At 42.8% G+C, this 22,673-nt stretch carries 20 protein-coding genes; 3 read left to right on the plus strand and 17 right to left on the minus strand.

Features of this window, described 5'->3' with window-relative positions; translation table 11 throughout:
* Positions 1–52 precede the first annotated feature (52 nt).
* From mdh to ACKRAT_RS07980, 14 genes are all read right to left on the minus strand, one after another.
* A complete protein-coding gene (gene mdh, locus ACKRAT_RS07915; RefSeq protein ID WP_411841968.1) occupies positions 53–985 on the minus strand; it encodes a malate dehydrogenase in 933 nt (310 codons plus the stop codon).
* Positions 986–1,015: 30 nt separating this feature from the next.
* Positions 1,016–2,281: an NADP-dependent isocitrate dehydrogenase gene (gene icd, locus ACKRAT_RS07920; protein WP_411841969.1), complete on the minus strand. Its 1,266-nt coding sequence runs from the start codon at positions 2,279–2,281 to the stop codon at positions 1,016–1,018.
* Between the two features lie 34 nt (positions 2,282–2,315).
* Positions 2,316–3,431, minus strand: a complete 1,116-nt coding sequence (locus ACKRAT_RS07925; protein ID WP_411841970.1) for a citrate synthase — start codon at positions 3,429–3,431, stop codon at positions 2,316–2,318.
* 228 nt (positions 3,432–3,659) lie between these two features.
* A complete protein-coding gene (locus ACKRAT_RS07930; protein ID WP_411841971.1) occupies positions 3,660–5,207 on the minus strand; it encodes a cation acetate symporter in 1,548 nt (515 codons plus the stop codon).
* Entirely contained in the window at positions 5,204–5,515 is a 312-nt protein-coding gene (locus ACKRAT_RS07935) for a DUF485 domain-containing protein (protein ID WP_411841972.1), read from the minus strand. Before ACKRAT_RS07935 ends, ACKRAT_RS07930 begins: the two co-directional genes overlap by 4 nt.
* A gap of 152 nt (positions 5,516–5,667) precedes the next feature.
* Positions 5,668–6,432 carry a hypothetical protein gene (locus ACKRAT_RS07940; RefSeq protein ID WP_411841973.1) on the minus strand — a complete coding sequence of 255 codons (765 nt, stop codon included), beginning with the start codon at positions 6,430–6,432 and terminating at the stop codon, positions 5,668–5,670.
* 129 nt (positions 6,433–6,561) lie between these two features.
* Positions 6,562–8,322 carry a pyruvate kinase gene (pyk, locus tag ACKRAT_RS07945; protein ID WP_411841974.1) on the minus strand — a complete coding sequence of 587 codons (1,761 nt, stop codon included), beginning with the start codon at positions 8,320–8,322 and terminating at the stop codon, positions 6,562–6,564.
* Between the two features lie 13 nt (positions 8,323–8,335).
* A complete protein-coding gene (gene pfkA, locus ACKRAT_RS07950) occupies positions 8,336–9,295 on the minus strand; it encodes a 6-phosphofructokinase (RefSeq protein ID WP_411841975.1) in 960 nt (319 codons plus the stop codon).
* A 111-nt stretch (positions 9,296–9,406) separates the two neighbouring features.
* Positions 9,407–10,360, minus strand: a complete 954-nt coding sequence (locus ACKRAT_RS07955) for an acetyl-CoA carboxylase carboxyltransferase subunit alpha (protein ID WP_411841976.1) — start codon at positions 10,358–10,360, stop codon at positions 9,407–9,409.
* A 2-nt stretch (positions 10,361–10,362) separates the two neighbouring features.
* On the minus strand, positions 10,363–11,214 hold the full coding sequence (accD, locus tag ACKRAT_RS07960) for an acetyl-CoA carboxylase, carboxyltransferase subunit beta (RefSeq protein WP_411841977.1): 852 nt from the start codon (positions 11,212–11,214) through the stop codon (positions 10,363–10,365).
* Between the two features lie 20 nt (positions 11,215–11,234).
* Positions 11,235–11,660 carry a FadR/GntR family transcriptional regulator gene (locus ACKRAT_RS07965; RefSeq protein ID WP_411841978.1) on the minus strand — a complete coding sequence of 142 codons (426 nt, stop codon included), beginning with the start codon at positions 11,658–11,660 and terminating at the stop codon, positions 11,235–11,237.
* Positions 11,661–11,673: 13 nt separating this feature from the next.
* On the minus strand, positions 11,674–12,897 hold the full coding sequence (locus ACKRAT_RS07970) for an NADP-dependent malic enzyme (RefSeq protein WP_411841979.1): 1,224 nt from the start codon (positions 12,895–12,897) through the stop codon (positions 11,674–11,676).
* A 71-nt stretch (positions 12,898–12,968) separates the two neighbouring features.
* Positions 12,969–16,115, minus strand: a complete 3,147-nt coding sequence (locus tag ACKRAT_RS07975; RefSeq protein ID WP_411841980.1) for a DNA polymerase III subunit alpha — start codon at positions 16,113–16,115, stop codon at positions 12,969–12,971.
* Positions 16,116–16,133: 18 nt separating this feature from the next.
* Positions 16,134–17,096: a DHH family phosphoesterase gene (locus ACKRAT_RS07980; protein ID WP_411841981.1), complete on the minus strand. Its 963-nt coding sequence runs from the start codon at positions 17,094–17,096 to the stop codon at positions 16,134–16,136.
* Between the two features lie 77 nt (positions 17,097–17,173).
* Between ACKRAT_RS07980 and ACKRAT_RS07985 the strand changes: the two genes are divergently transcribed.
* The gene (locus ACKRAT_RS07985; RefSeq protein ID WP_411841982.1) at positions 17,174–17,530 is read left to right on the plus strand and encodes a YtpI family protein; all 357 of its coding nucleotides are present in this window, start codon (positions 17,174–17,176) and stop codon (positions 17,528–17,530) included.
* Between the two features lie 19 nt (positions 17,531–17,549).
* On the opposite strand, the gene ACKRAT_RS07990 is transcribed toward ACKRAT_RS07985, so the two are convergent.
* Positions 17,550–18,824 carry a DRTGG domain-containing protein gene (locus tag ACKRAT_RS07990; protein ID WP_411841983.1) on the minus strand — a complete coding sequence of 425 codons (1,275 nt, stop codon included), beginning with the start codon at positions 18,822–18,824 and terminating at the stop codon, positions 17,550–17,552.
* Positions 18,825–18,903: 79 nt separating this feature from the next.
* Positions 18,904–19,590 (minus strand): metal-dependent hydrolase, encoded by a 687-nt coding sequence (locus tag ACKRAT_RS07995; RefSeq protein ID WP_411841984.1) that lies wholly within the window; start codon positions 19,588–19,590, stop codon positions 18,904–18,906.
* Positions 19,591–19,694: 104 nt separating this feature from the next.
* Here ACKRAT_RS07995 and ACKRAT_RS08000 point away from each other — a divergent pair, with 104 nt between their 5' ends.
* Both ACKRAT_RS08000 and ACKRAT_RS08005 read left to right on the plus strand, forming a co-directional pair.
* Positions 19,695–20,276 (plus strand): hypothetical protein, encoded by a 582-nt coding sequence (locus tag ACKRAT_RS08000; RefSeq protein ID WP_411841985.1) that lies wholly within the window; start codon positions 19,695–19,697, stop codon positions 20,274–20,276.
* Positions 20,277–20,340: 64 nt separating this feature from the next.
* Positions 20,341–21,471, plus strand: coding sequence for an alcohol dehydrogenase catalytic domain-containing protein (locus ACKRAT_RS08005; protein WP_411841986.1), 1,131 nt, complete (start codon positions 20,341–20,343; stop codon positions 21,469–21,471).
* A gap of 43 nt (positions 21,472–21,514) precedes the next feature.
* Here ACKRAT_RS08005 and ald read toward each other — a convergent pair whose 3' ends face one another.
* Positions 21,515–22,627: an alanine dehydrogenase gene (gene ald, locus ACKRAT_RS08010; RefSeq protein ID WP_411841987.1), complete on the minus strand. Its 1,113-nt coding sequence runs from the start codon at positions 22,625–22,627 to the stop codon at positions 21,515–21,517.
* Positions 22,628–22,673: the final 46 nt, after the last annotated feature.

Here is a 22,673-nt window from a genome sequence, read left to right on the forward strand (position 1 = left end):
CCATAAGAGACAGCCCTTTCAGTATAAAGCCCGATTATTCAAATTTCAAAGATTATTTAAGCACTTTCATGACATTCAAAACAGAGTCCCTGGATTTATCAAGTTGCTGTCTTTCTTCATCTGTCAAATCAAGTTCTATGATTTTTTCTATACCACCGGCACCTAGCACCGTCGGTACACCCAGATAAATTTCGTCATAACCATACTCACCTTCAAGATAAGCAATGGAAGGCAGTACACGTTTTTGATCTTTTAAAATCGCTTCAGCCATTTGCACAAGTGCTGCCGCCGGTGCATAATAAGCCGAGCCATTTCCAAGCAGATTCACTATTTCAGCGCCGCCTTTACGTGTACGTTCTATAATGCTGTCAATCTTTTCCTGATTCATCAGGCTCGTAAGAGGCACGCCCCCTACATTCGAATAACGGATGAGCGGCACCATATCATCACCGTGCCCGCCTAAAACGAAGCCTTGAACATCTTTGACAGACAAATCCAATTCCTCTGCTACAAATGTTCTGAACCTCGCTGTATCCAGAACGCCGGATTGACCAATCACCCTGTTTTTTGGCAGACCGGATTCTTTATAGACCGTATAAGTCATTGCGTCTACAGGATTTGTAAGAACTATAATAGTGCAATTCGGAGAATGTTTAACAATATCACGTGTTACAGCTGCCATGACTTTCTGATTGGTCTTGACCAAATCGTCACGGCTCATCCCCGGCTTACGTGCGATTCCGGCTGTAATGATTACAATGTCCGAATCCTTTGTATCCTCGTAGTTGCTTGTACCGGTAATTTTTGCGTCTACACCAAGTACAGGTGTTGATTCCTGCATGTCCAAAGCTTTACCTTTTGTCGGGTCTTCAGATTGAGGAATGTCGACAAGTACTATATCACCAAGCTCTTTAGCCGCAGCGATAAATGCTGTAGTGGCACCGGTAAAACCGGCGCCAATTACAGATATTTTCTTTCTTTCCATGCTGTACACTTCCTTTGTCAACAAAGTGAATTACATATTTTTAATAAGTTCATCACCGAATTCGGAACATTTCACTTCAGTAGCGCCGTCCATCAATCTTGCAAAGTCATAAGTGACAACTTTGGAAGCAATTGTTTTTTCCATAGCTTTTGTAACCATGTCTGCTGCTTCCTGCCATCCGATATGTTCTAACATCAACACTCCGGAAAGCACGACGGAAGATGGGTTAACTTTATCCATTCCTGCATACTTAGGTGCGGTACCATGTGTTGCTTCAAAGATTGCGTGACCTGTTTCATAGTTGATATTCGCACCTGGAGCGATACCAATACCACCTACTTGAGCCGCAAGCGCATCGGAAATGTAGTCACCGTTCAAGTTCATTGTCGCAACAACACCGAAGTCTTTTGGACGTGTAAGAATCTGTTGGAGGAAGATATCGGCAATCGCATCTTTAATGATGATCTTACCGGCAGCTTCAGCTTCTCCCTGAACTTTATCAGCCGCTTCTCTGCCTTCTTCTTCAACGATTTTGTCGTACTCTTTCCATGTGAAGACTTTGTCTCCGAATTCACGTTCAGCAAGATCGTAACCCCATGCTTTAAAGGCACCTTCTGTAAATTTCATGATGTTACCTTTGTGCACAAGTGTAACTGAAGGACGGTTGTTATCGATTGCGTAGTTGATTGCAGAACGTACGAGACGCTCAGTTCCTTCTTTGGAAACCGGTTTGATACCAATGCCGGAAGTTTCAGGGAAACGGATGTTTTTTGCTCCCATTTCGTTTTGCAGGAAATCAATGACTTTTTTAACTTCGTCAGTTCCTTCCTGGAATTCGATACCAGCATAGATATCTTCGGTATTTTCACGGAAAATGACCATATCTGTTTCTTCAGGGCGTTTAACCGGAGAAGGCACGCCTTCGAAATATCTGACTGGACGGAGACAAGTGAACAAGTCGAGTTCCTGTCTTAGTGCAACGTTCAATGAACGGATACCGCCGCCGATTGGTGTAGTCAAAGGTCCTTTGATGGCAAGCAGGTATTCATCGATAGTATCGAGCGTTTCTTTCGGCAGCCATTCGCCAGTTTTATCGTAAGCTTTTTGACCGGCCAGAACTTCTTTCCATTCAATTTTCTTTTCGCCGTTATATGCTTTCTCTACTGCAGAATCAAGTACTTTGCTTGCTGCACTCCAAATGTCAGGACCAATTCCGTCCCCTTCTATAAATGGAATGACCGGATTATCAGGTACATTCAGTACGCCATTATCTGTTGTGATTTTTGAACTGGACATTATTTAATTACCTCCAAAGATTTTGTGTTATTGTCTATCTATTTTCGATTGAATCATACTTTTTGCCTGTTTGGCCAACATATTCTGCTCTTGGACGGATTAAGCGGTTGTCCGCATACTGTTCAAGTATATGTGCAAGCCAGCCCGACATACGGCTCATTGTAAATATTGGTGTGAATAAATCATGATCGATACCAAGTGAATGATATACAGAAGCACTGAAGAAGTCGACGTTAGGAAGCAATCCTTTTTCACGTTCCACTATTTCAGCAATCTTAGCTGACTTTTCGTAAAGTTCAGGTTCTCCACGTTGTTCAGTCAGTTTTCTAGACATATCTTTCAAGTATTTGGCACGCGGGTCTCCCTCTTTGTATACACGGTGTCCCATGCCCATGATTTTTTCTTTGTTGTCGAATTTCTCCTGCAGATATCCTTCCACTGCATCTACAGATTCGATTTCAGATAACATTGCCATTACACGCTCGTTTGCACCACCATGAAGTGGCCCTTTAAGCGCTCCGATTGCGGCTGTAACTCCAGAATAGACATCGGATAGTGTCGCAACACATACACGAGCTGTAAATGTGGATGCATTAAGCTCATGGTCTGCATGAAGTACAAGAGCCTTGTTCATCGCTTCAACTTCAATGTCGTTAGGCTCCTCGCCATTAAGCATATAAAGGAAGTTGGCAGCATAGCTGTAGTCTTTTTTCGGACTCAAAATTTCTTTTCCATCCCTTGTTCTGGCAAAAGCCGCGACCAGGGAAGCAATCTGAGCCTGAATTTTAACTGCCTTTTCATGGTTTGCTTCTTCATTCATTTCCTCAGTCTGCTCATCGAAGTGAGCCAGGTAGGATACAGCAGTTCTGATCGCAGTCATCGGATGTACAGCATCTGTGCTGTAAGCTTCAAAATGACTATGGATTTTAGGGTCAAGCGTCATATATCCGAAGAGCTTTTCACGGAATTCGTCCAATTCCATTTGATTCGGAAGCCTGTCATTCCATAAAAGGAATACTACTTCCTCGAACATTGCATTCTCTGCAAGGTCGTCTATCTCATATCCACAGTATGTTAACTGTGAACCGATGATGGAGCTGATGCGTGATTCAAGAGCTACAACACCTTCTAAACCTTTTTTCTCAGACATATCGATTCTCCTTTAAAAAATTAAAGATACAGCCTTTTGGCCTCTATACCATTATAGCAAATTCAACTACTTTGTGAACAAATCAAATGTAAACAAAGATTGTGAAAATTATTGCTATTAAGTCTTGAAACCGCTTAGATAAAGGAAAAAGCGCAAATCTTAGCAGATTTGCGCCCAATATAAGAAACTGTTAATTATCTTATTGAACCTTATAAGTTTGTCTTATAGTTAATGTGTCGTGCTTGAAGTTGAAATACCAGTTGCCGATTTAACCTGCACCTCTCTGTATTTCTCCTGTGATTCCGGCTTTCCAAGGAATGTTCCTAAGAAGGCACCCAGGAATCCGGCAGGAACAGAAATGATTGCAGGATTATCAAGCGGGAAAATCGGTTCCATCGCTATAAATGCTGCACCTGAAGGATCCATGACATTCGGGCTTAGAATAACAAGTACTAAAGAAGCAACCAGTCCTGTCAATATACCCGTGACTGCCCCCTGTGTATTAAATCGCTTCCAAAATATCGTGTATACAATAACCGGAAGGTTTGCACTGGCTGCCACACAAAAGGCAAGAGATACCAGGAAGGCAACGTTTTGGTTCTGGGCAAAGATTGCCAGAACGATTGAAAGGACACTGACACTGAATGCAGCAATTTTGGCTGCCATCATTTGCTGCTTTTCTGAAATTTCGCCTTTTTTAATGACCTGCCCGTAAATATCATGGGCAAATGCACTGGCACCAGATAGTACAAGACCTGCTACTACCGCAAGAATTGTAGCAAATGCGACCGCTGATACAAATGACATCAATAGATCTCCACCAAGTTTCTCAGCAAGCAGTGGCGCTGCCATGTTACCCGCCGGGTTGGCTGCGATGATTTCCTCTCTCGAAAGAAGTGCTGCTGCACCAAAGCCGAGGAAGATCGTCAGGATATAGAAAATCCCTATGATCCACGTCGCCCACATCACAGAACTTCTTGCTGTTTTGGCATCCTTTACAGTAAAGAATCTCATCAGAATGTGAGGCAGTCCTGCAGTACCAAACAACAGGGCGATGATCAGTGAGATATTGTTAAGCGGCGAGCCCCCCTGTGAACCCGGATTCAGAAATTCCCCTTTGAATTCCGGCGCAGTAATATTTTTCATTTCTCCAAACATAGCGAAAACGTTGAAGTTGAAATGGAGCAATACAAGAAAAGTAATAATTAAAGTACCAATCATAAGGAGTACAGCTTTTACCATCTGCACCCAGCTTGTTGCCGTCATACCGCCGAACAATACGTAGATTGTCATCATAATCCCGACGATGATTACTGAAAGGCTGTACGGAATCCCGAATAACAGCTGAATCAGAGCACCGGCACCTACAAGTTGCGCCAGCATATAAAAGATTACAATCGTAATTGACGATAATGCGGCGAATGCACGCACTTTCTTTAATTCAAACCGTGCCGCAATCATATCGGCCACTGTATATTTACCCAAGTTACGTAAAGGCTCAGCAACGATGTACAATACAACTAAGTATGCAGTCAAGTACCCGACACTATAGAAGAATCCGTCGAATCCCCAAAGTGCTATTGCCCCCGCAATCCCAAGAAATGATGCTGCAGAAAGGTAATCTCCGGAAATGGCAAGCCCATTCTGCCAACCGGTCAACCCACCGCCTGCAGTGTAGAAATCATTTGCCGACTGCGTTCTTTTGGAAGCAAAATATGTGATAACAAGTGTTGCCCCAACAAACACCAAAAACATCAGTATGACTGTTAAATTCATTCGTATTCCCCTTCCCTATACTTTCTGATAATCTCGTCCGCTTCCCTGTCAAAGATTTTGGCCCGCCTCATATAAATTGTTACAAGCGTCCAGACCATGATGAAAAGCAGCAGAGCATAAATCCATGCCCATGAGATATTACCGAATGCCTCGTTGTTAAGAATTGTTGTGTAACCGGTAAGTACTGGAAATACTAGTGTTGCAATGATAAAGAAAATACTGATTGGCAGAATAAATTTATTCCGCTTTTTGAGAAGATCTTTAAATTCCGGCTGTTCGGCAATCTTCTCATAATCAATTTTTGACATTTGAAATCCCCCTTTGTATCTTCATTCTATTTGTATGACCTAATTATGTCAATTTTACGAATAGTAAAAATAGTATAAAATGATACAAAAGGATTTTGAGCAAATGAATAAATAAAAAACACTCCATGCGATAAACATAGAGTGTGAGTGGATTACATATTTTTAGGTTTTTCTATAACTTCGATATCCCCGATGCGACTTAGATCTATATTTGATATCAGATTGATTTCCCGGCCCTCTGTTTCTACCGTCAGAGTCAATTTACCGCCTGTATACTGATATTCATCATTAAAATGTAAAGTAATAAGACCATTTAAACTGTTTGCATCGTCTAAGGAACTTAATATTTCATCATCTAAAAAGAGTGACGCATCTTCTGCAGATTCAATCGGATACCTGATTTCGTATCCTGCATCTGTATTCGATGCTTTGCCTTCTTTGAATGATTCCAGTTTTTTGATGATTTCTCCATACGTACTGCCCGTCATATCTATATTTTCTTTTTCCGGATTAATACTGCCATCCTGATAAGTAAAATGATCACCGTCAATGACATAATGGGTAATTACATTACTTCCATTATCAACTTCAATTTTCACTTCGTCTTGTTCACTTTGGGTTGTTATTGTTCTGACAACTGTTTGTGTATCCTCAGAGGAAATTGTGAATGTCTGCCTCGCTTCATAGCTGGAGGTATCACCCCAGGCGGATATTGCTTCATCTATGATTTCAGATGCATCGGCAGCACTTTTGGCCGTCTCTTCTGTTTCTTCTTTTTGATCCTGTTCTTCTGCTGTCTCCTGGGATGCATTTTGTTCCCCGTCCGTTTCGGTGCTCTCTTCATTGGTCGAGCCGTCCTCGTTACCGCAGGCTGTGAGCAGTCCTGCCATCAGGGCAAGTAATAGTATTCTTTTCATTTAAGCCACCTCAACATCATTATACCGGCACACTAGGTTCTCCACAACAATAAAAATATACAGGAAAATCCCCGGAAATTTGAGAATACTCCAACTCCGGGGGATACATTGAAAATAATCTATTTCTAATTAAAGTACATTTGCATGACCGCTGAATATACAGTTCTGTTCCGAATCTAAAGTGACCACCATGCCATCTTCCAGGACTTCGAACGCATCTTTTGCCCCGACTATTGTCGGCAAGTCTAAATTGAGACCGATAATGGCACCATGTGACGTTAAACCGCCTTCCACTGTAACGAGTCCGGCCGCTTTCTCCAGATGTTCAGTCATTTCCCGTTCAACGGATTGGACGATTACGATTTTATTTTCAATATCCTTCTCATTAATCTCTGAAGGGGAATTAAGGACAACCGCTTCTCCGACTGTACTTTTTCTGCCGATGCCCTGTGCACGGATAAGCACATCCCCGACGATGTGGAGTTTCATCAGGTTCGTCGTACCCGCTTCCCCGGCCGGTACGCCAGCCGTAATGATCAACAGATCGCCGTATGTTGCAAATCCCTGTTCCATAGCAGCGGAGACGGAAGTATTCAATAGCGCATCAGTGTCTCTCCTGCCCTCTTTGAGTACTGGTTGAACGCCCCATACAAGCTGCAGTTGGCGGGCAACCTGATCATGCGGCGTAACTGCTACGATATCCGCATGCGGGCGATATTTAGATATCATTCTTGCTGTATGTCCCGATTCTGTTGCTGCTACAATCGCCTTGCAATTCAGGTTTAAAGCCGTATGTGCAACAGATACACCAATTGCGGTCACCATGTTAGTCTGCAGGGATTTCGTTCTTTCTGATAGCAGTTTTTTGTAATCCTGCGCTGCTTCTGCAGAAGTGGCGATACTGGCCATTGTCTGTACGGATTCCAGTGGATAATCACCGGCTGCAGTTTCGCCGCTCAGCATTACAGCGTCTGTACCGTCATAAATCGCATTCGCCACATCACTTGCTTCTGCACGTGTACACCTTGGGTTATGCTGCATGGAATCAAGCATTTGAGTAGCAGTAATAACCGGTTTACCAAGCAGGTTACATTTTTTTATCAAGGATTTCTGTACCATCGGCACAGATTCCGGCGGAATTTCAACGCCCATATCTCCGCGGGCAACCATCAGGCCATCAGACACTTTAAGTATTTCATCAATGTTGTCGATTCCTTCCTGGTTTTCTATTTTGGGGATGATTTTAATAGAGTCGGCGGATTTGTCTTCAAGCAGCTCACGGATTTCCAATACATCGCTGCTCGTACGGATAAAGCTTGCAGCGATAAAATCAATATCTTCACCGATACCGAAAATAATATCTTCACGGTCCTTATCAGTTATGCCCGGAAGCTTTACAGAAACACCCGGTACATTAACCCCTTTTTTATTTTTCAGAACGCCATCATTAAGTACCCGGCAATGAATCTCGCCTTTGTCATGCTGGATGTTCTCAATCTTAAGTTCAATAAGACCATCATCAAGCAAAATGCGGTCTTCAGTGTCTACGTCATCGATTAAACCTGCATATGTGATGGAGAATTTTTCTTTATTGCCAACCACTTCTTCCATTGAAACAATGATTTCCTGGTTTTTCTCAAGCTCTATGGCTCCGTCTTCCATAGAGTGTGTGCGTATTTCCGGACCTTTCGTATCTAACAGAATTGCTACTGTTTTATCAAGTTTTTCTGCTGTTTTCCTGATATTTATAATCCTTGCACGATGTTCTTCATGGTCACCATGAGAAAAGTTAAGGCGTGCAACATTCATACCTGCTGACATTAGTTTTTCCAGCATATCCGGTTGCTCTGAAGCTGGTCCGATAGTACATACAATTTTAGTGTTACGCATTTATAATTTCCTCCTATATAGATAGCTCTTTAGAGAGTCTAAATAATCCTTCATCAATTTTGTGATTTTCTTCAAACACTTGATCAAAACTGGTTTTTGAAAGGCTGTTATTTTCGATACCTACAGCATGTCCGCTAGTACCGTTTATTAAAAGTTCAACAGCATACGCTCCAAGCCTGGATGCCAGCACACGGTCATTACCGGTCGGTTTACCCCCGCGCTGCATATGACCCAGCACACTTTCACGTGTATCTACATTTATATATTTACGGAGTTCTTCGCCACATTCAGCTGCACTCATCACACCTTCTGCTACAATGATGATGGAATGTTTCTTGCCCCTGTTCATCCCTGTCTCAATCCGTTCCGCCACAACTTTCATATCAGAAGGGGCTTCTGGGATCAGGATGGTTTCCGCACCGCCTGCGACACCGGCCCACAGAGCCAGGTCACCAGCATCCCGGCCCATCACTTCGATGATAAATGTCCGTTCATGACTCGTTGCAGTATCTCTGATTCTGTCAACCGCATCGATGATTGTATTCAATGCTGTATCGAAACCGATTGTGTAATCTGTACCATTGATATCATTGTCGATCGTTCCGGGTACACCAATTGTATTGATTCCTTCTTCATTCAGTCTTTGTGCTCCCCTGTAGGAGCCATCTCCACCGATGACCACCAGAGAATCAATGCCCCGTTTTTTTAAATTTTCTATTCCCTTTTGTCTTACCTGGGGCTCGATGAATTCCGGACATCTTGCTGAATACAGCTTCGTTCCCCCTCTTTGGATAATGTCACCGACATCACCAAGTTCGAGCTTTTTAATATTATCATTTATAAGGCCCTGGAAACCTTGATAAACACCATATACTTCTATACCCTCATATATACTTTTACGAACAACAGCCCTGAAAGCTGCATTCATACCTGGTGCATCTCCACCACTGGTCAATACTGCAATTTTTTTCATGAGGAAACCTCCGTTGATTGATTGTCTTAATTTAAAAATAGCACATCACTATATCTTAGCCAAGTATTGCCCCTCTGAAACCGTTTTAAGCATGAAAAAGAACAGTCGGTGTTAAGACTGCTCTTCATAAACGCCAATATTCATATACTTTTGGTAACGGTCTTCCATCAAGCTGTGCCTATCTAATTCTGACAGTTCTTTAAGATGTCTTTCGAGGGCGGCATCAATCGAATGGTATACCATATCTCTATCATTATGCGCGCCGCCCTGCGGTTCTTTGATTACATCATCTGCGATGCCGAGCGATTTTAAATCATTTGCTGTGATTTTTAAAGATTCAGCCGCAATTTCTTTAAGAGAAGCATCTTTAAAAAGAATACTCGCCGCACCTTCGGGTGAAATCACTGAGTAGGTCGCATTTTCCAGCATGAGCAGACGGTTGCAGACACCGAGCGCCAATGCACCGCCTGATCCGCCTTCTCCGATAACGATACTGATTACCGGCACTTGCAGACCGGCCATTTCCACCAGGTTACGTGCAATGGATTCACTTTGTCCGCGTTCTTCGGCAGCTTTTCCGGGATATGCACCTTTAGTATCGATGAAACAGATGATCGGACGGTTAAATTTATCCGCCTGCTTCATAAGTCTCAAAGCTTTTCTGTATCCTTCAGGATGGGCCATTCCGAAGTTACGTTTGATATTGCCTTTCGTGTCACGCCCGCGTTGGTGGCCGATGATTGTGACCGGTTCGCCTTTATAAGTTGCGATGCCTCCGACAATCGCAGCATCATCACTGTAGACACGGTCGCCGAAAAATTCAATGAAATCATCGAACAATGAGTCGATGTATTCCAAAGTTGTTGGACGTTTTACATATCTCGCAATTTCCACTCGCTGCCATGGCGTTAAATTATTATAGATTTCATTTTTTTTATCTGTAACCTTCTTTTCAAGAAAACTGATTTCTTTAGTTAAGTCCAGCTTATTTTTTGCTGCATACTTCTCCAATTCACCAATTTTTTCTTCAAGTTCCTGTATCGGTTTTTCAAATTCGAACGCCATGACTACACCTCGCTATGCATTCTGAGTATTTTTCCAAGATAATCTTTCATATCATTGCGGTCAATGACCCGATCCAGTTGGCCGTGTTTCAATAAAAACTCTGCCGTTTGGAAATCATCAGGTAATTTTTCTTTAATCGTCTCTTCGATGACACGCCTTCCTGCAAATCCGATCAGTGCCCCGGTTTCTGCCAGATTGATATCACCTACAGAGGCAAAGCTGGCGGATACACCACCTGTAGTCGGGTTTGTCATATATGCAATGTACAGAAGTCCGGCCTGATTGTGTCTCTCAATAGCCACACTGACTTTGGCCATCTGCATCAGGGATACGATGCCTTCCTGCATTCTGGCCCCGCCGCTTGCAGTGAAGACGATGACCGGCAGTCCTTTTTCGGCAGCATAATTAAAGGATCTCGCCAGCTTCTCACCGACAGCAGAGCCCATGCTTCCCATTCTGAACCGTGAATCCATAATGGCTGTAACTGTTTTTGTACCATCAATTTCGCCTTCTGCACACACTACAGCTTCATTGAGACCGGTTTTTTGTTTATCGTTCTCCAACTTTGCCTCATAGTTCGGAAAGTCTAATGGATTTGCCGATGTCACTTCTTCAAAGAGAGTTGTAATTGTACCTTCATCCATTAATGCTTCCATACGCTCTGTACTGGTGATCGGCAGATGATAGTTACAATTTGAACAGACGTTCAGCCTTTTGTATAGCTCCTTGGAATAAAGGATTTTTTTACAACTAGGGCACTTTGTCATTATTGATGCACCGCTTTCGAATGTTCCATCATTCGAATTGGTTTCATTTACTTTTTTATTCAGCTTGGAAAACAAGTCTTTTAGCATACTTAAACCCCTTGTTTCTATTACGAATTGAAAGCTCGTGAATATTTATCGAGCAAAACGTGAATTTTTTTTAAAATTTGATTGTCATCATCATAAACCGACATATTTTCATCATCATGTTTTGTTTTGACATGATGTTCAATCATCTCTTTGATTTCTATAATTTCATCCTGTTGCCTTTTCGTTCTGATCAAATACCTGCCTATCAGTTGAAACAATTGATGGCTGTCGATATCGGCAAGGAAAGTCCCTTCTCCACGCCGGACATAAATAATGCCCAGGAGTTCAAGCGCTCTAAGTGCCTCTCTGACGCTTTGACGGCTGACGTTGAGTTTATCTTTTAAATATCTTTCACTGGGAAGTTTTTCCCCAACCTGGATATTTTCAGACTCAATCAGGTTATGAATTTGTTCTACAATGTGTTCCAAACCCGTTCTCTCTTCCATAGTCCCCCCGTGATTACTGCGTTAAATTAAGCGTGTTTTGGTAGACCTCTTCCGGATCTATTTTAATACGGCTCACACCGCTTTCCATTGCCGCTTTTGCTACTGCTTTTGCAACATTGGGAGCAACTTCTTTGTTGAATGCATCCGGGATGACGTAATCGCTTCTCAACTCATCTTCAGAAATCAGATCAGCAATCGCTACGACAGCTGCTTTTTTCATGTCTTCGTTAATATGCGTCGCTCTGACATCAAGTGCCCCTCTGAAGATACCTGGGAATGCCAGGACATTATTGATCTGGTTGGGGAAATCACTGCGTCCTGTACCAACTATGCTTGCTCCTGCCGCTTTGGCGACATCCGGCATAATTTCAGGATTAGGGTTCGCCATCGCGAAGATAATTGAGTCTTCTGCCATGGATTTCACCATATCTTCACTCAATGCCCCTTCAATTGAAACGCCGATAAACACATCTGCGTCTTTAATGACTTCTTCCAGACCACCTTGAATTTGTTTTTGATTGGTGAACGCTGCAATTTTCTCTTTAACCGGGTTCATACCCTCCGGACGGTCTTCGTAAATCGCACCTCTGGAGTCACACATCACCATTTCTTTGACACCGAAGCTGTCAAGGAGGTTAACGATTGCAACACCCGCAGCACCAGCACCATTTATTACAACTTTAATTTTATTTAAAGAGCGGTTTGTGAGTTTGAGCGCGTTGACCAGCCCACTTAAAGTTACAATTGCCGTACCATGCTGATCGTCATGAAATACGGGGATATCTGTTTCCCTGCTTAATCTTTCCTCAATTTCAAAACATCTCGGCGCGGAAATATCTTCAAGATTTATCCCGCCGAAAATTGGAGTCATCAATTTAACCGTGTTGACAATTTCATCTACATCGTTTGTTTCAAGTGCAATCGGGAAAGAATCGACCCCTGCAAAGTTTTTAAACAGCGCACTTTTGCCTTCCATGACAGGCAGACTTGCTTTTGCGCCGATATTGCCAAGACCAAGTACAGCAGATCCATCTGTCACGACGCCCACCGTGTTGCTTTTTATCGTATAATCAAAGACTGTGCGTTCATCTTCGTAAATTTCTTTACACGGTTCAGCGACACCGGGGGAATAAGCAAGGCTCAATGCCTCTCTATCTTTAATCTCCACTTTGGAATTTACTGAAAGTTTACCTTGTTTCTGTTTGTGCATGTGTAGTGCATCATCTCTTAGCGACAAATTGATCTCCCTTTCTCTGAGTGGTCATACCACTTTTTATATTAACATTATCAATATTCCATGACAACATTTTATCTCAGAATTCGTATGTCCGCTCTATCAACACGGGATATTAATACATTTATATCCTGTAATTTTATTCTACCAATTTCTTCACGTTTTACGAAATTTAAAACTGGTATTCCTGTATTGCTCAATATTGCACTCAGATCATACTTATCAGCATGTCTTATAAACACCTGGCGGGCCGATTTCAAATATTCCGCTTTAAATTCCTCAGGTGAGGTGACATTTTCAATGATCAGCTGCTTTTGACCTTTACGTTCCTCTATCCGTCCTGCTGCCACCAGCATTTTCTCAGAAAACTTCGGATGAACGTTGAAATAGACTTTTGGGAATATCACTGCTTCAAACTCCTGATAACCATCGGATACTTGGGCAAATGCCATATTCTGTCCCTTTTTAGTACGGATCACTTTTATGTTCTCGAAAAACAGCAGGTACTCGCCCTGCCTTTTACTGTGATGAAGCAGTGAGAAAGGGATATACTGCATCTCTTTGTGTTTAAGCTTAATCGGATGTTCAGAAATATAGAAACCGAACACTTCCTTCTCCCCTTCAAGCATTTCCAGTGGATCCATTTCGTCGGCATACTGATACTCTTTTTTAACACTGAATCCCAGAGTACTTAAAAATGAGTCATGTGAATATTCTTCAGCATTCATGGAATCCACCATCGGCAATGACTGAAGCATGGTTTTTCTGTTTTCCTCAAAACAATCCAATGCGCCTGAGACGATCAACTGCCTCAATATTTTTTTGTTCAGATTCACTGCATTTACACGTGTCTTCAAATCATAAATATCTTTGAACCCGCCATTTTTACGCTCATTTATAATCGCCTCGGCTGTTCGGTAGGTAATGCCTCTGATCATTCCCAGACCCAGTCTGATGCCATTATCTGAAGTGTTCATCCAGACGGACTGGTTGATGTCCGGCGGCAGAATATTGATTCTCAGCTGTCTGATTTCATCTGTTACTTGTTTAATCTTTACATCATTGCCGAAATGATGCGTCAAAATAACTGAATAAAAGATTTCGGGGTACTTGGTTTTTATATACGCAAGTATGTAGGAAATACGGCTGTAGGCAATCGCATGGCTTTTTACAAAACCATAATCGGCAAATTCCATGATTAGATCGAATATAAATTGCCCGAGCTTTTTGCCATAGCCTTTTTCTTCGGCGCCATTTTCAAAATGCGAACGCTCTCTTTCAAGCGTCACCCTGTCTTTTTTACTCATCGCCCGTCTAAGTATATCTGCTTCCGCATAGGAATAACCGGCAATTTTTGAAGCGATGAGCATAATCTGCTCCTGGTAAACGATGACGCCATAGGTTTCTTTAAGTGTTTCTTCCAGGTCGGGATGCGGATATTCAACTTTTTCCGGATTTTCTTTCCCTTCTATAAAATGAGGGATTTCCTTCATTGGTCCCGGCCTGTAAAGTGCAATGACCGCTGCCAGATCGAGGAATTTGGAAGGGTTGACATCCTGGATGACTTTACGGATACCGTCGGATTCCAACTGAAATATCCCCAGCGTCATTCCTTTCGATAGCAGGCGGTATACATCCGTTTCATTTTCCGGAATATCTTTGAGGCTGAAACCAGAATCAATTTTCTGGATTTTATTGACCATATATCTGATCAAAGATAAATTCCTCAGACCCAATACATCTATCTTAAGCAAGCCGGCCGCTTCCACTTCGGTCATCGTCCATTGACTTAAAGTATGGCCGTCGGAAAATATTACAGGGACCACTTCAGTTAAAGTACTCTCACTCAGCAGAACACCTGCCGCATGCGTTGAAGCGTGTCTCGGCAAGCCTTCAATTTTCATGCATATATCTGCATAGATTTTATACTTATCATTTGTTTCCTTCAGCGAACGGAATGAGTTCGTTGAAAAAGCCTTCTCAAGAGTGACACCGGGCCCGTCGGGGATGATGCTGGAAATCAGCTTCAGTTCTTCTTCGGAAAAACCAAAAACCCGGCCGACATCCCGTGCAGCCATTTTGGCGCTTAAAGTACCGTAAGTAATAATATGCGAAACATTCATCGCACCATATTTATCGATGAGATAATCTACGATTTCATCCCTGCGTGTATCTTCGAAATCAATATCTATATCCGGCATGGTCACCCGTTCAGGATTGAGGAAACGTTCAAACAGCAGGTTATATTTCAACGGGTCTATTTCTGTTATATTCAACAGGTAGGAAACGAGGCTGGCACTGGAAGACCCCCTGCCCGGCCCGACATAAATGCCTGCATTTTTAGCATAATTCACGGCATCCTGGACAATTAGAAAGTAATCTTCATAACCCATCTCGATGATGATGCCATATTCATACTCGAGCCTTTCCGAGTATTTCCGGCTGCCATCGGTCATTTCAGAAAGCCTTTCCGTCAGCAGGTGCCATAAATATTCTTTGGAATCCTTGTTCTCTTCATGAGGGAACGGGGGCAGAACGTTTTCTGTTTTCGGCAGTGAAACATCACATTTTTCCGCCAGCTGACGATTCGCTTCCAAAAAAGCGCGTTCTTCATTATTCAAATCGTCGAAACGCCTGATAAATGCCGTCCCTTCCTGGTTCCGGGATTCATAGACATCCAGCCTTGCATTATCCCGGATTGCATTGAGCACTCTAACTGCCGGAAGGTCCTGTGCGGATAAATAGTGGGAAGCTTCTGCATACACTTTGGTAAACGCATCTGTGTCGACAGTATGTGACTGATACTTATCATCCTCATTGATCTTCAATGCCTGTAGCACATCAATGCCGGCATCACTCTTCGCTACAGCGATGCATTCATCGATATTTTCCGTTAAATATTTTAAAGGTGTATGAGTGATTGATTTATAGGACAACATCGCCGACAATCTTATGAGTTCCCTGTATCCCCGGTCATTTTTAGCGATGAGGATGAAAGGAACACCATCCAGACCGTCAGCGATTTTTATTTCCATGCCTATTAGGGGCTTTATATTATATTTTGGTGCCAGCTGTAAAAATTGGTAGACACCGTGCATACGGTTAAAATCTGTCAGAGCAACAAAGCGCTGCCCATCCTGTGAAATCTTTTTTAAAAGATCATCAATCTCAATATTGCTGTTCAAAAAGTCAAAACAGCTGTGCACGTTTAAATTGATCATGGGCAACTATGCTCCTTCCTAGAGTTTGCCATCCAATACTTCGATAAGATCACTGATTTGTTCTTTAGCAGATAAACTTGCGCCGCTCGCAAATGGATGCCCGCCGCCGTCAAACTGTTCTGCTGCGTCGTTTATTACTGTATCTTTCGAACGAAGCCTCACACGGATTTCATTTTCTTCCTCTACTGCCATGAACCATATTTTTGCTTCTTCAATTTCACGGTACATATTTACACTCATGCTCGCTTCATTACTTGTCAGGCCATATTTTTCAAGCACTGACCGGGGCACCCAGACGGAGAGTACACCTTTATCCGTGATTTCGAAATTATCGATCAGATAGCCTTTGAACCTGAACTGGTTGATCGATTGTACATTCATCAATTGCATATCTTTAGATGCGTCAAATTTGAATTTTTTGAGTTCAGAAGCGATCTTATGGGTCGCACTGCTTGTATTGCTGAATAAAAATCTGCCTGTATCTCCGACTATGCCGGCAAATAGAAGCCGGGCAGACTCATCATTTATATAGTCATTGTCAAATCCCCAGAGGGATGCGAGCAGATACACCAGCTCAGATGTTGAAGAAACACCTGTTTCAACAATATTGATATTACCGTATGAATCATGATCCGGGTGATGATCAATCTTTATCACTTTGTCACCTACGGACAAATCACCATCTATACGATCTCTGTTCGCTGTATCCAGAACAATCAACAACGGATTCTCAAGTGTTGTGACTGTATCCATCCTGCCCAGATAATTCAGGGATTCCTCCTCCCCACCCAATGCAACGATGGATTTGTTTGGAAAGATGGATTTTAAAACCGTTTTTAACCCGAGCTGTGAACCGATAGCATCGGGATCCGGGCGTCTATGGCGCATGATAATGATTTCATCATACTCGTTAATTAAGTTAAGAACTTCTTTATAGTGTGCTTTCAATTGTGGATATTGGTTTATATATTCTGTGAACAATTGCAATTCTCCCCTTGTTAATATTTACTTGGTCAACATTATAAATTATACTACAATATGGAATGGAGTTGTATCAGATGGAAGTGTTATATAAAATATCGGTATCATTTCTGGTTACCCTGCTGCTCTTAAGCCTTTTCATGTTCATCCTCTTTAAAGTAAGAGAGATCAGGAGTAAACGTGATGTTCAAAGTGCATATTTTAACAGCATATCAAGAATCTGGCTCGGATTACTTATTCTCTCATTCGGTTTAAATACCATCATCCAGTTCCAGACAGCTGTTTCTTATATAATCGGTGTACTGTTCATCATACTAGGTGCCTATAACATCTGGCATTTTAATGCTGCCAGAAAGTATTTCAAAGGCAACCTTCCCATTGAAGAGAAAGCATGGGAAGAATTTGAACGCAAAAATCGTCAGAGCGGAAAATAGACAAGTGGATTCCACTTGTCTATTTTTTATTTCCACTGTAATGCTGTATCATCAGCATCGCTTTTGAGAATATTTCTCCATCTGTTTTAGTCTCGACTTCCAGCCTTAAAAATTGATCGCCCAGATCAATGATGTTACCTTCCAAAACGATTTCCTGATTGAGCTGGACGAGCTTTACATTCATAAGATTCAGCGAATCTATATGATAACTGTGTATATCGTAATTTTGCAGGACTGCACCGGTCAGCCGCTCCATCAGTCTCATGAATGCAGATTGTGTAATACTCCCGTATTCATCTGTCATAAAAGGCATTACTTTCATACGGATTTTATTTTCGTCAATCCTGATTTCACGATCGATCACTTCTTCTGATGACATGCCTGTGCTCAGTTTTCTCGGTTCAAATTCCTTAAACACATCTCTTCTGTGCACGATGCCTAAAAAGTGGCCACTCTTATCCACCACCGGAACAACATTCAGCTGATGCCAGCTCATCACCTGTCTGAGCCTCTGTAAAGTGCTTGATGGCGGCACTTCAATTCCCGGATGCATCCATTCCTTATACCGGTCTTTATCCACTAAAGATATATCAGAAGATTTGATTGTCCCTAAATATTCATCGCCGTCCACCAGTACAGTCACTTTATCAGCCGGCAAATATTCGTGCCTGTCCGCAGTTTTAAAATCAAAGACATATTCTTCCTGCTTGATGACGAGGTCCTCCGCGGTCACCACATTGGTCATCAGCGACCTGCTGTAGAGTTCCCTTTGAATGGTGGACGCCACAGAGAACGTATCTGCACTCGTGGATATTACCGGAAGCCCGAGCGTCTCCGCTTTTTCAATGATTCCTCTGCTGGGGCCGAATCCTCCTGTAATTAACATTCCCGAGCCATTTTCCATAGCACGCCACTGAGCATCCTCCCGATTCCCCACAATAAGGAGCGCCCCTTCCTCCAGATACGTTTCAAGTGCTTCGGTGCGCATCGCTCCGATGATAAAACGGCTGATTTCGCGGTCCATCCCTTTTCTTCCCGCCAGTATAGTGCCCTGGATGACACGGTTCACCTGATTGAATGTTAAATTACCGTCTCCATGGGATTCTCTGGGCGCCACACGGATTGTACCCACTCTTTCAATCGTTTTGACCAGTCCTTCTTTTTCAGCAAATTTAATTGCACGATAACTGGTGCCGTCCGAAACACTGAGATTTGCGGAAACCTGGCGCACTGAAATTTTGGCACCTTCCGGTAAAGCGTGTATATATTCGAGTATTTCATCATGTTTTGACATTTGATCACCTTAAAATCATTATATACCAAAAATAAGGGACACCGGTAGTGTCCCTCACATCTTTCAGCATCTGTTCCGATTAAAATTTTACTTCGTCGCCTGCTTTAAGCACCTGGCACTCGGTGGATAATTTTTTTCCAAATTCTTCAGGGTCCTGTTCGATTGGCGGAAAAGTATTGTAGTGAACAGGCACTGCGATTTTCGGCTGTACCAGATGATCCGTCGCATATACCGCGTCATCGATACCCATTGTGAAATTGTCGCCAATCGGTACGAAGAACACATCAAATGGTCCATTCAGCTCTGTAATCAATTTCATGTCGCCGAAAACGCCAGTGTCCCCGGCATGATAGATTTTCCTATCCCCGGCTTCAATAATAATCCCTGTCGGCATACCTGTGTATATGGGATCTTTGCCTTCTTCGGAAGTAAAGCTTGAACTGTGGAAAGCATGTACAAATTTGACAGAGCCAAACTCAAAGTCATTTTTGCCGCCGATGTTCATCGCCACAACCTCTATATTCTTACTTCCGATATACTCAGCGAGTTCCACCGGAGCGACAACAGTTGCATTCGTCCGTTTGGCAATTTCAACTGTATCTCCCACATGGTCGTTATGCCCGTGTGTCAATATAATATAATCTGCCTCGACTTCGTCCGCCTTCAGGTCAGTGAGGTCATTGCCGCTGATGAACGGATCCACAATCACTTTGGAACCATTGTTTTCTAAAGCTACAACCGAATGTCCATGATAGCTGAGTTTCATTATGAGATTACTCCCTTTCGATTAATTTATTCCATATAAATATACTACCCTTTCAAGGTCGTATGTATACATCATATGATACAATTTTCTTTGAGGTGAATCATGTGAAAACCATTCATAGAAACCACAGTTTATCAGAAAAATTTACGTCTGAAATACTTGCACGGAAAGATTTCAGTGCACCAAACCTGGTGTTGCCTGAAATGAAAAAAGCACTTTATCCTGAATCGGAAATTTTTGCATCCTTGAACCATTGGGAAGAAACCGACCGGTTCCTGCTAAAAAATCTTATCATAGAATCCGTCCGAAAGATGGAGACAGCCGATGGCTTCATAACAGATCAGGTGTTTCAGGACCACCACCATCACTTGGATTTAAGATTCATCAGTGAATTATCAAAAGTCATTGGTGACCGCCACTTTATCGTCGGGCCCGAATTCAGCAAAGTACCGCCTTTTCTTCAGAGCCGTCTGTTGGATGAACTGATATACCATGATATATCCGGCGTCATGTATGATGTGCGCGGTATAGATATGGATGACTTCAATGCCCTGCAGCCGCTGGCCAAGCTCAAAATCCATGCTAAGAAGCGTATCGTCATTACTCCAGTAGTCAAAGATGAAGCGCAAATGAAGCGATTGATCGGGAGCATACCTTTTGAAGTGGTCTCCATTCATGGTGAATAATAAGTTTATACACTGCCCGTAAGGGAATACTACATGCAACACTCATATAAAGGATGTGTCATGTATGCAAGCTGTCACTGTACAGGGGAAAAAGAAAGTCAAAGTAAAAAAGATGAAGACGCCCGAGATACAAAACGGTACTGATATGATTATCCGTGTGACTTCTACAGCAATCTGCGGATCGGATTTACATCTCTACAGAAAAAGTATGCCAATATCGGATGACTACATTATAGGACATGAACCCATGGGCATTGTTGAGGAAGTCGGCCCGGGTGTACAGAAGATTAAAAAAGGCGACCGCGTCGTTATTCCGTTTAACGTCAGCTGCGGTGAATGTCATTTCTGTCAGAATCAGATGGAAAGCCAGTGCGATGTTGCAAATCCCCATGCGGACACTGGGGCTTATTTCGGCTATTCGGAAGCCTTTGGTAATTACCCCGGCGGCCAGGCGGAATACTTAAGGGTGCCCTACGCTGATTTCACTTCTTTCGTCGTACCTGAAGAAAGCGAACTGGAAGATGAAAGCCTGTTGTTCCTATCTGATGTTATACCGACTGCCTATTGGAGTGTGGAACACAGCGGCGTTAAAAAAGGAGACACGGTAATAATACTCGGTTCAGGACCAATCGGTCTGATGACACAGAAATTTGCATGGATGAAAGGTGCCAGCCGTGTGATTGCTGTCGATCATGACCAGGTACGTCTCAATCATGCAAAACGGACCAATAATGCCGAAATCTTCAATTTTAAAGAATATGATAATATCGGCAAGTACCTGCACGAAACAACAAAGGGCGGTGCAGAGGTCGTAATCGACTGTGTCGGCATGGACGGGGACATAACCGCCAAAGACCGTATTAAGACACTTGCCGGACAGGTGGGTACAATCGACCCAATCATAACTGCTGCAGACTCGGTCAAAAAATTTGGTACCATTCAGCTCACCGGCGTTTATGGTGCACCTGCTGCGGCTTATCCCCTGCCCCAGATTTTCTCCAGGAACGTCACAGTAAAAAGTGGTCAGGCACCTGTCATTCATTATATGCCGGAGCTCTATAATATGGTTGAAAAAGGAGATATCGATCCCACCGATATCATCACACACAAAGTTCCTTTGAAAAAAGCAGAGAAGATGTACGATATTTTCGACAGCCATCAGGACGATTGCATCAAAGTAGTATTGAAACCATAAAAAAAAGCAAGCCCCCGGAGAATTCCAGGGGCTTTTGATATGTTTAGAGAAGCTCTTCTATATCTTTATATTCGAGATTCTGCGCTTCTGCGACAGCTTTATACGTCACATGCCCTTCATAGGTATTGAATCCACCCAGCAGTACAGGGTTTTGTTTAGCAGCTTCCCTGTATCCTTTATTGGCAATTTGAAGTCCGTAATTCATTGTTGCATTTGTCAGTGCAATCGTGGAAGTACGCGGAACTGCACCAGGCATATTAGCAACTGCATAGTGAACGACTTCATGTTTGATGTAGATTGGATCATCATGTGTTGTCACTTTGTCGGTTGTTTCAAAAATACCCCCCTGGTCGATTGCGATATCAACAATTACTGAACCAGGATTCATTGACTTGATCATTTCCTCAGTAACAAGCCTTGGTGCCTTCGCGCCGGGGATAAGTACTGCTCCGACAACTAAATCACTCTCTTTAACCGCTTTTGCAATGTTAAGCGGTGATGACATCAGTGTCTGGACACTTGCACCAAACAAATCATCGAGCTCTCTCAGGCGCTTAGGATTAAGGTCCAGTATAGTCACATCAGCGCCGAGGCCAACTGCCATTTTGGCAGCATTGGTACCCGCCATGCCGCCGCCGATGATTGTCACCTTCCCACGGGAGACGCCGGGTACGCCGCTGAGGAGGATTCCTTTGCCGCCGTTTATTTTCTGTAAGTATTCTGCACCAATTTGCGTTGCCATGCGCCCTGCCACTTCACTCATAGGTGAAAGAAGCGGTAGTGAACCATCTGTTGCCTGTATCGTTTCATATGCAATCGCTACCACTTTCTTCTGTAAAAGCGCTTTCGTTAATTCGATCTCTGGAGCAAGGTGAAGATAAGTAAATAAAATCAGGTTTTCTTTGAAGAAATCAAACTCTTCAGCAAGTGGTTCCTTAACTTTAACTACCATGTCGGCATCCCATGCTCCAGCCGCATCTTTAACGATTTCTGCGCCAGCATCAACATAGTCTGCATCATCAAAATACGAACCTGAACCTGCGTTCGTTTCAACCAAAACTTTATGTCCTGCCTCAACAAAAGCATGGACCCCTCCAGGAGTTAACCCGACCCGGCTCTCGTTGTTTTTAAGCTCTTTTGGTACACCAATAATCATTGCAAAATCTCCTTTCCTTAATGAAGCAATTGTAACATAAGGGTCA

Source organism: Salinicoccus sp. HZC-1 (assembly GCF_046736035.1).
In the GTDB taxonomy this organism is placed as follows: domain Bacteria; phylum Bacillota; class Bacilli; order Staphylococcales; family Salinicoccaceae; genus Salinicoccus.

What these genes read in the sequence shown, in the direction of transcription:
- mdh (WP_411841968.1), bottom strand. Translation starts at nt 985, where the DNA reads ATGGAAAGAAAGAAAATATCTGTAATTGGCGCCGGTTTTACCGGTGCC.
- icd (WP_411841969.1), bottom strand. Translation starts at nt 2,281, where the DNA reads ATGTCCAGTTCAAAAATCACAACAGATAATGGCGTACTGAATGTACCT.
- ACKRAT_RS07925 (WP_411841970.1), bottom strand. Translation starts at nt 3,431, where the DNA reads ATGTCTGAGAAAAAAGGTTTAGAAGGTGTTGTAGCTCTTGAATCACGC.
- ACKRAT_RS07930 (WP_411841971.1), bottom strand. Translation starts at nt 5,207, where the DNA reads ATGAATTTAACAGTCATACTGATGTTTTTGGTGTTTGTTGGGGCAACA.
- ACKRAT_RS07935 (WP_411841972.1), bottom strand. Translation starts at nt 5,515, where the DNA reads ATGTCAAAAATTGATTATGAGAAGATTGCCGAACAGCCGGAATTTAAA.
- ACKRAT_RS07940 (WP_411841973.1), bottom strand. Translation starts at nt 6,432, where the DNA reads ATGAAAAGAATACTATTACTTGCCCTGATGGCAGGACTGCTCACAGCC.
- pyk (WP_411841974.1), bottom strand. Translation starts at nt 8,322, where the DNA reads ATGCGTAACACTAAAATTGTATGTACTATCGGACCAGCTTCAGAGCAA.
- pfkA (WP_411841975.1), bottom strand. Translation starts at nt 9,295, where the DNA reads ATGAAAAAAATTGCAGTATTGACCAGTGGTGGAGATGCACCAGGTATG.
- ACKRAT_RS07955 (WP_411841976.1), bottom strand. Translation starts at nt 10,360, where the DNA reads ATGGCGTTCGAATTTGAAAAACCGATACAGGAACTTGAAGAAAAAATT.
- accD (WP_411841977.1), bottom strand. Translation starts at nt 11,214, where the DNA reads ATGCTAAAAGACTTGTTTTCCAAGCTGAATAAAAAAGTAAATGAAACC.
- ACKRAT_RS07965 (WP_411841978.1), bottom strand. Translation starts at nt 11,660, where the DNA reads ATGGAAGAGAGAACGGGTTTGGAACACATTGTAGAACAAATTCATAAC.
- ACKRAT_RS07975 (WP_411841980.1), bottom strand. Translation starts at nt 16,115, where the DNA reads ATGATCAATTTAAACGTGCACAGCTGTTTTGACTTTTTGAACAGCAAT.
- ACKRAT_RS07985 (WP_411841982.1), top strand. Translation starts at nt 17,174, where the DNA reads ATGGAAGTGTTATATAAAATATCGGTATCATTTCTGGTTACCCTGCTG.
- ACKRAT_RS07990 (WP_411841983.1), bottom strand. Translation starts at nt 18,824, where the DNA reads ATGTCAAAACATGATGAAATACTCGAATATATACACGCTTTACCGGAA.
- ACKRAT_RS07995 (WP_411841984.1), bottom strand. Translation starts at nt 19,590, where the DNA reads ATGAAACTCAGCTATCATGGACATTCGGTTGTAGCTTTAGAAAACAAT.
- ACKRAT_RS08005 (WP_411841986.1), top strand. Translation starts at nt 20,341, where the DNA reads ATGCAAGCTGTCACTGTACAGGGGAAAAAGAAAGTCAAAGTAAAAAAG.
- ald (WP_411841987.1), bottom strand. Translation starts at nt 22,627, where the DNA reads ATGATTATTGGTGTACCAAAAGAGCTTAAAAACAACGAGAGCCGGGTC.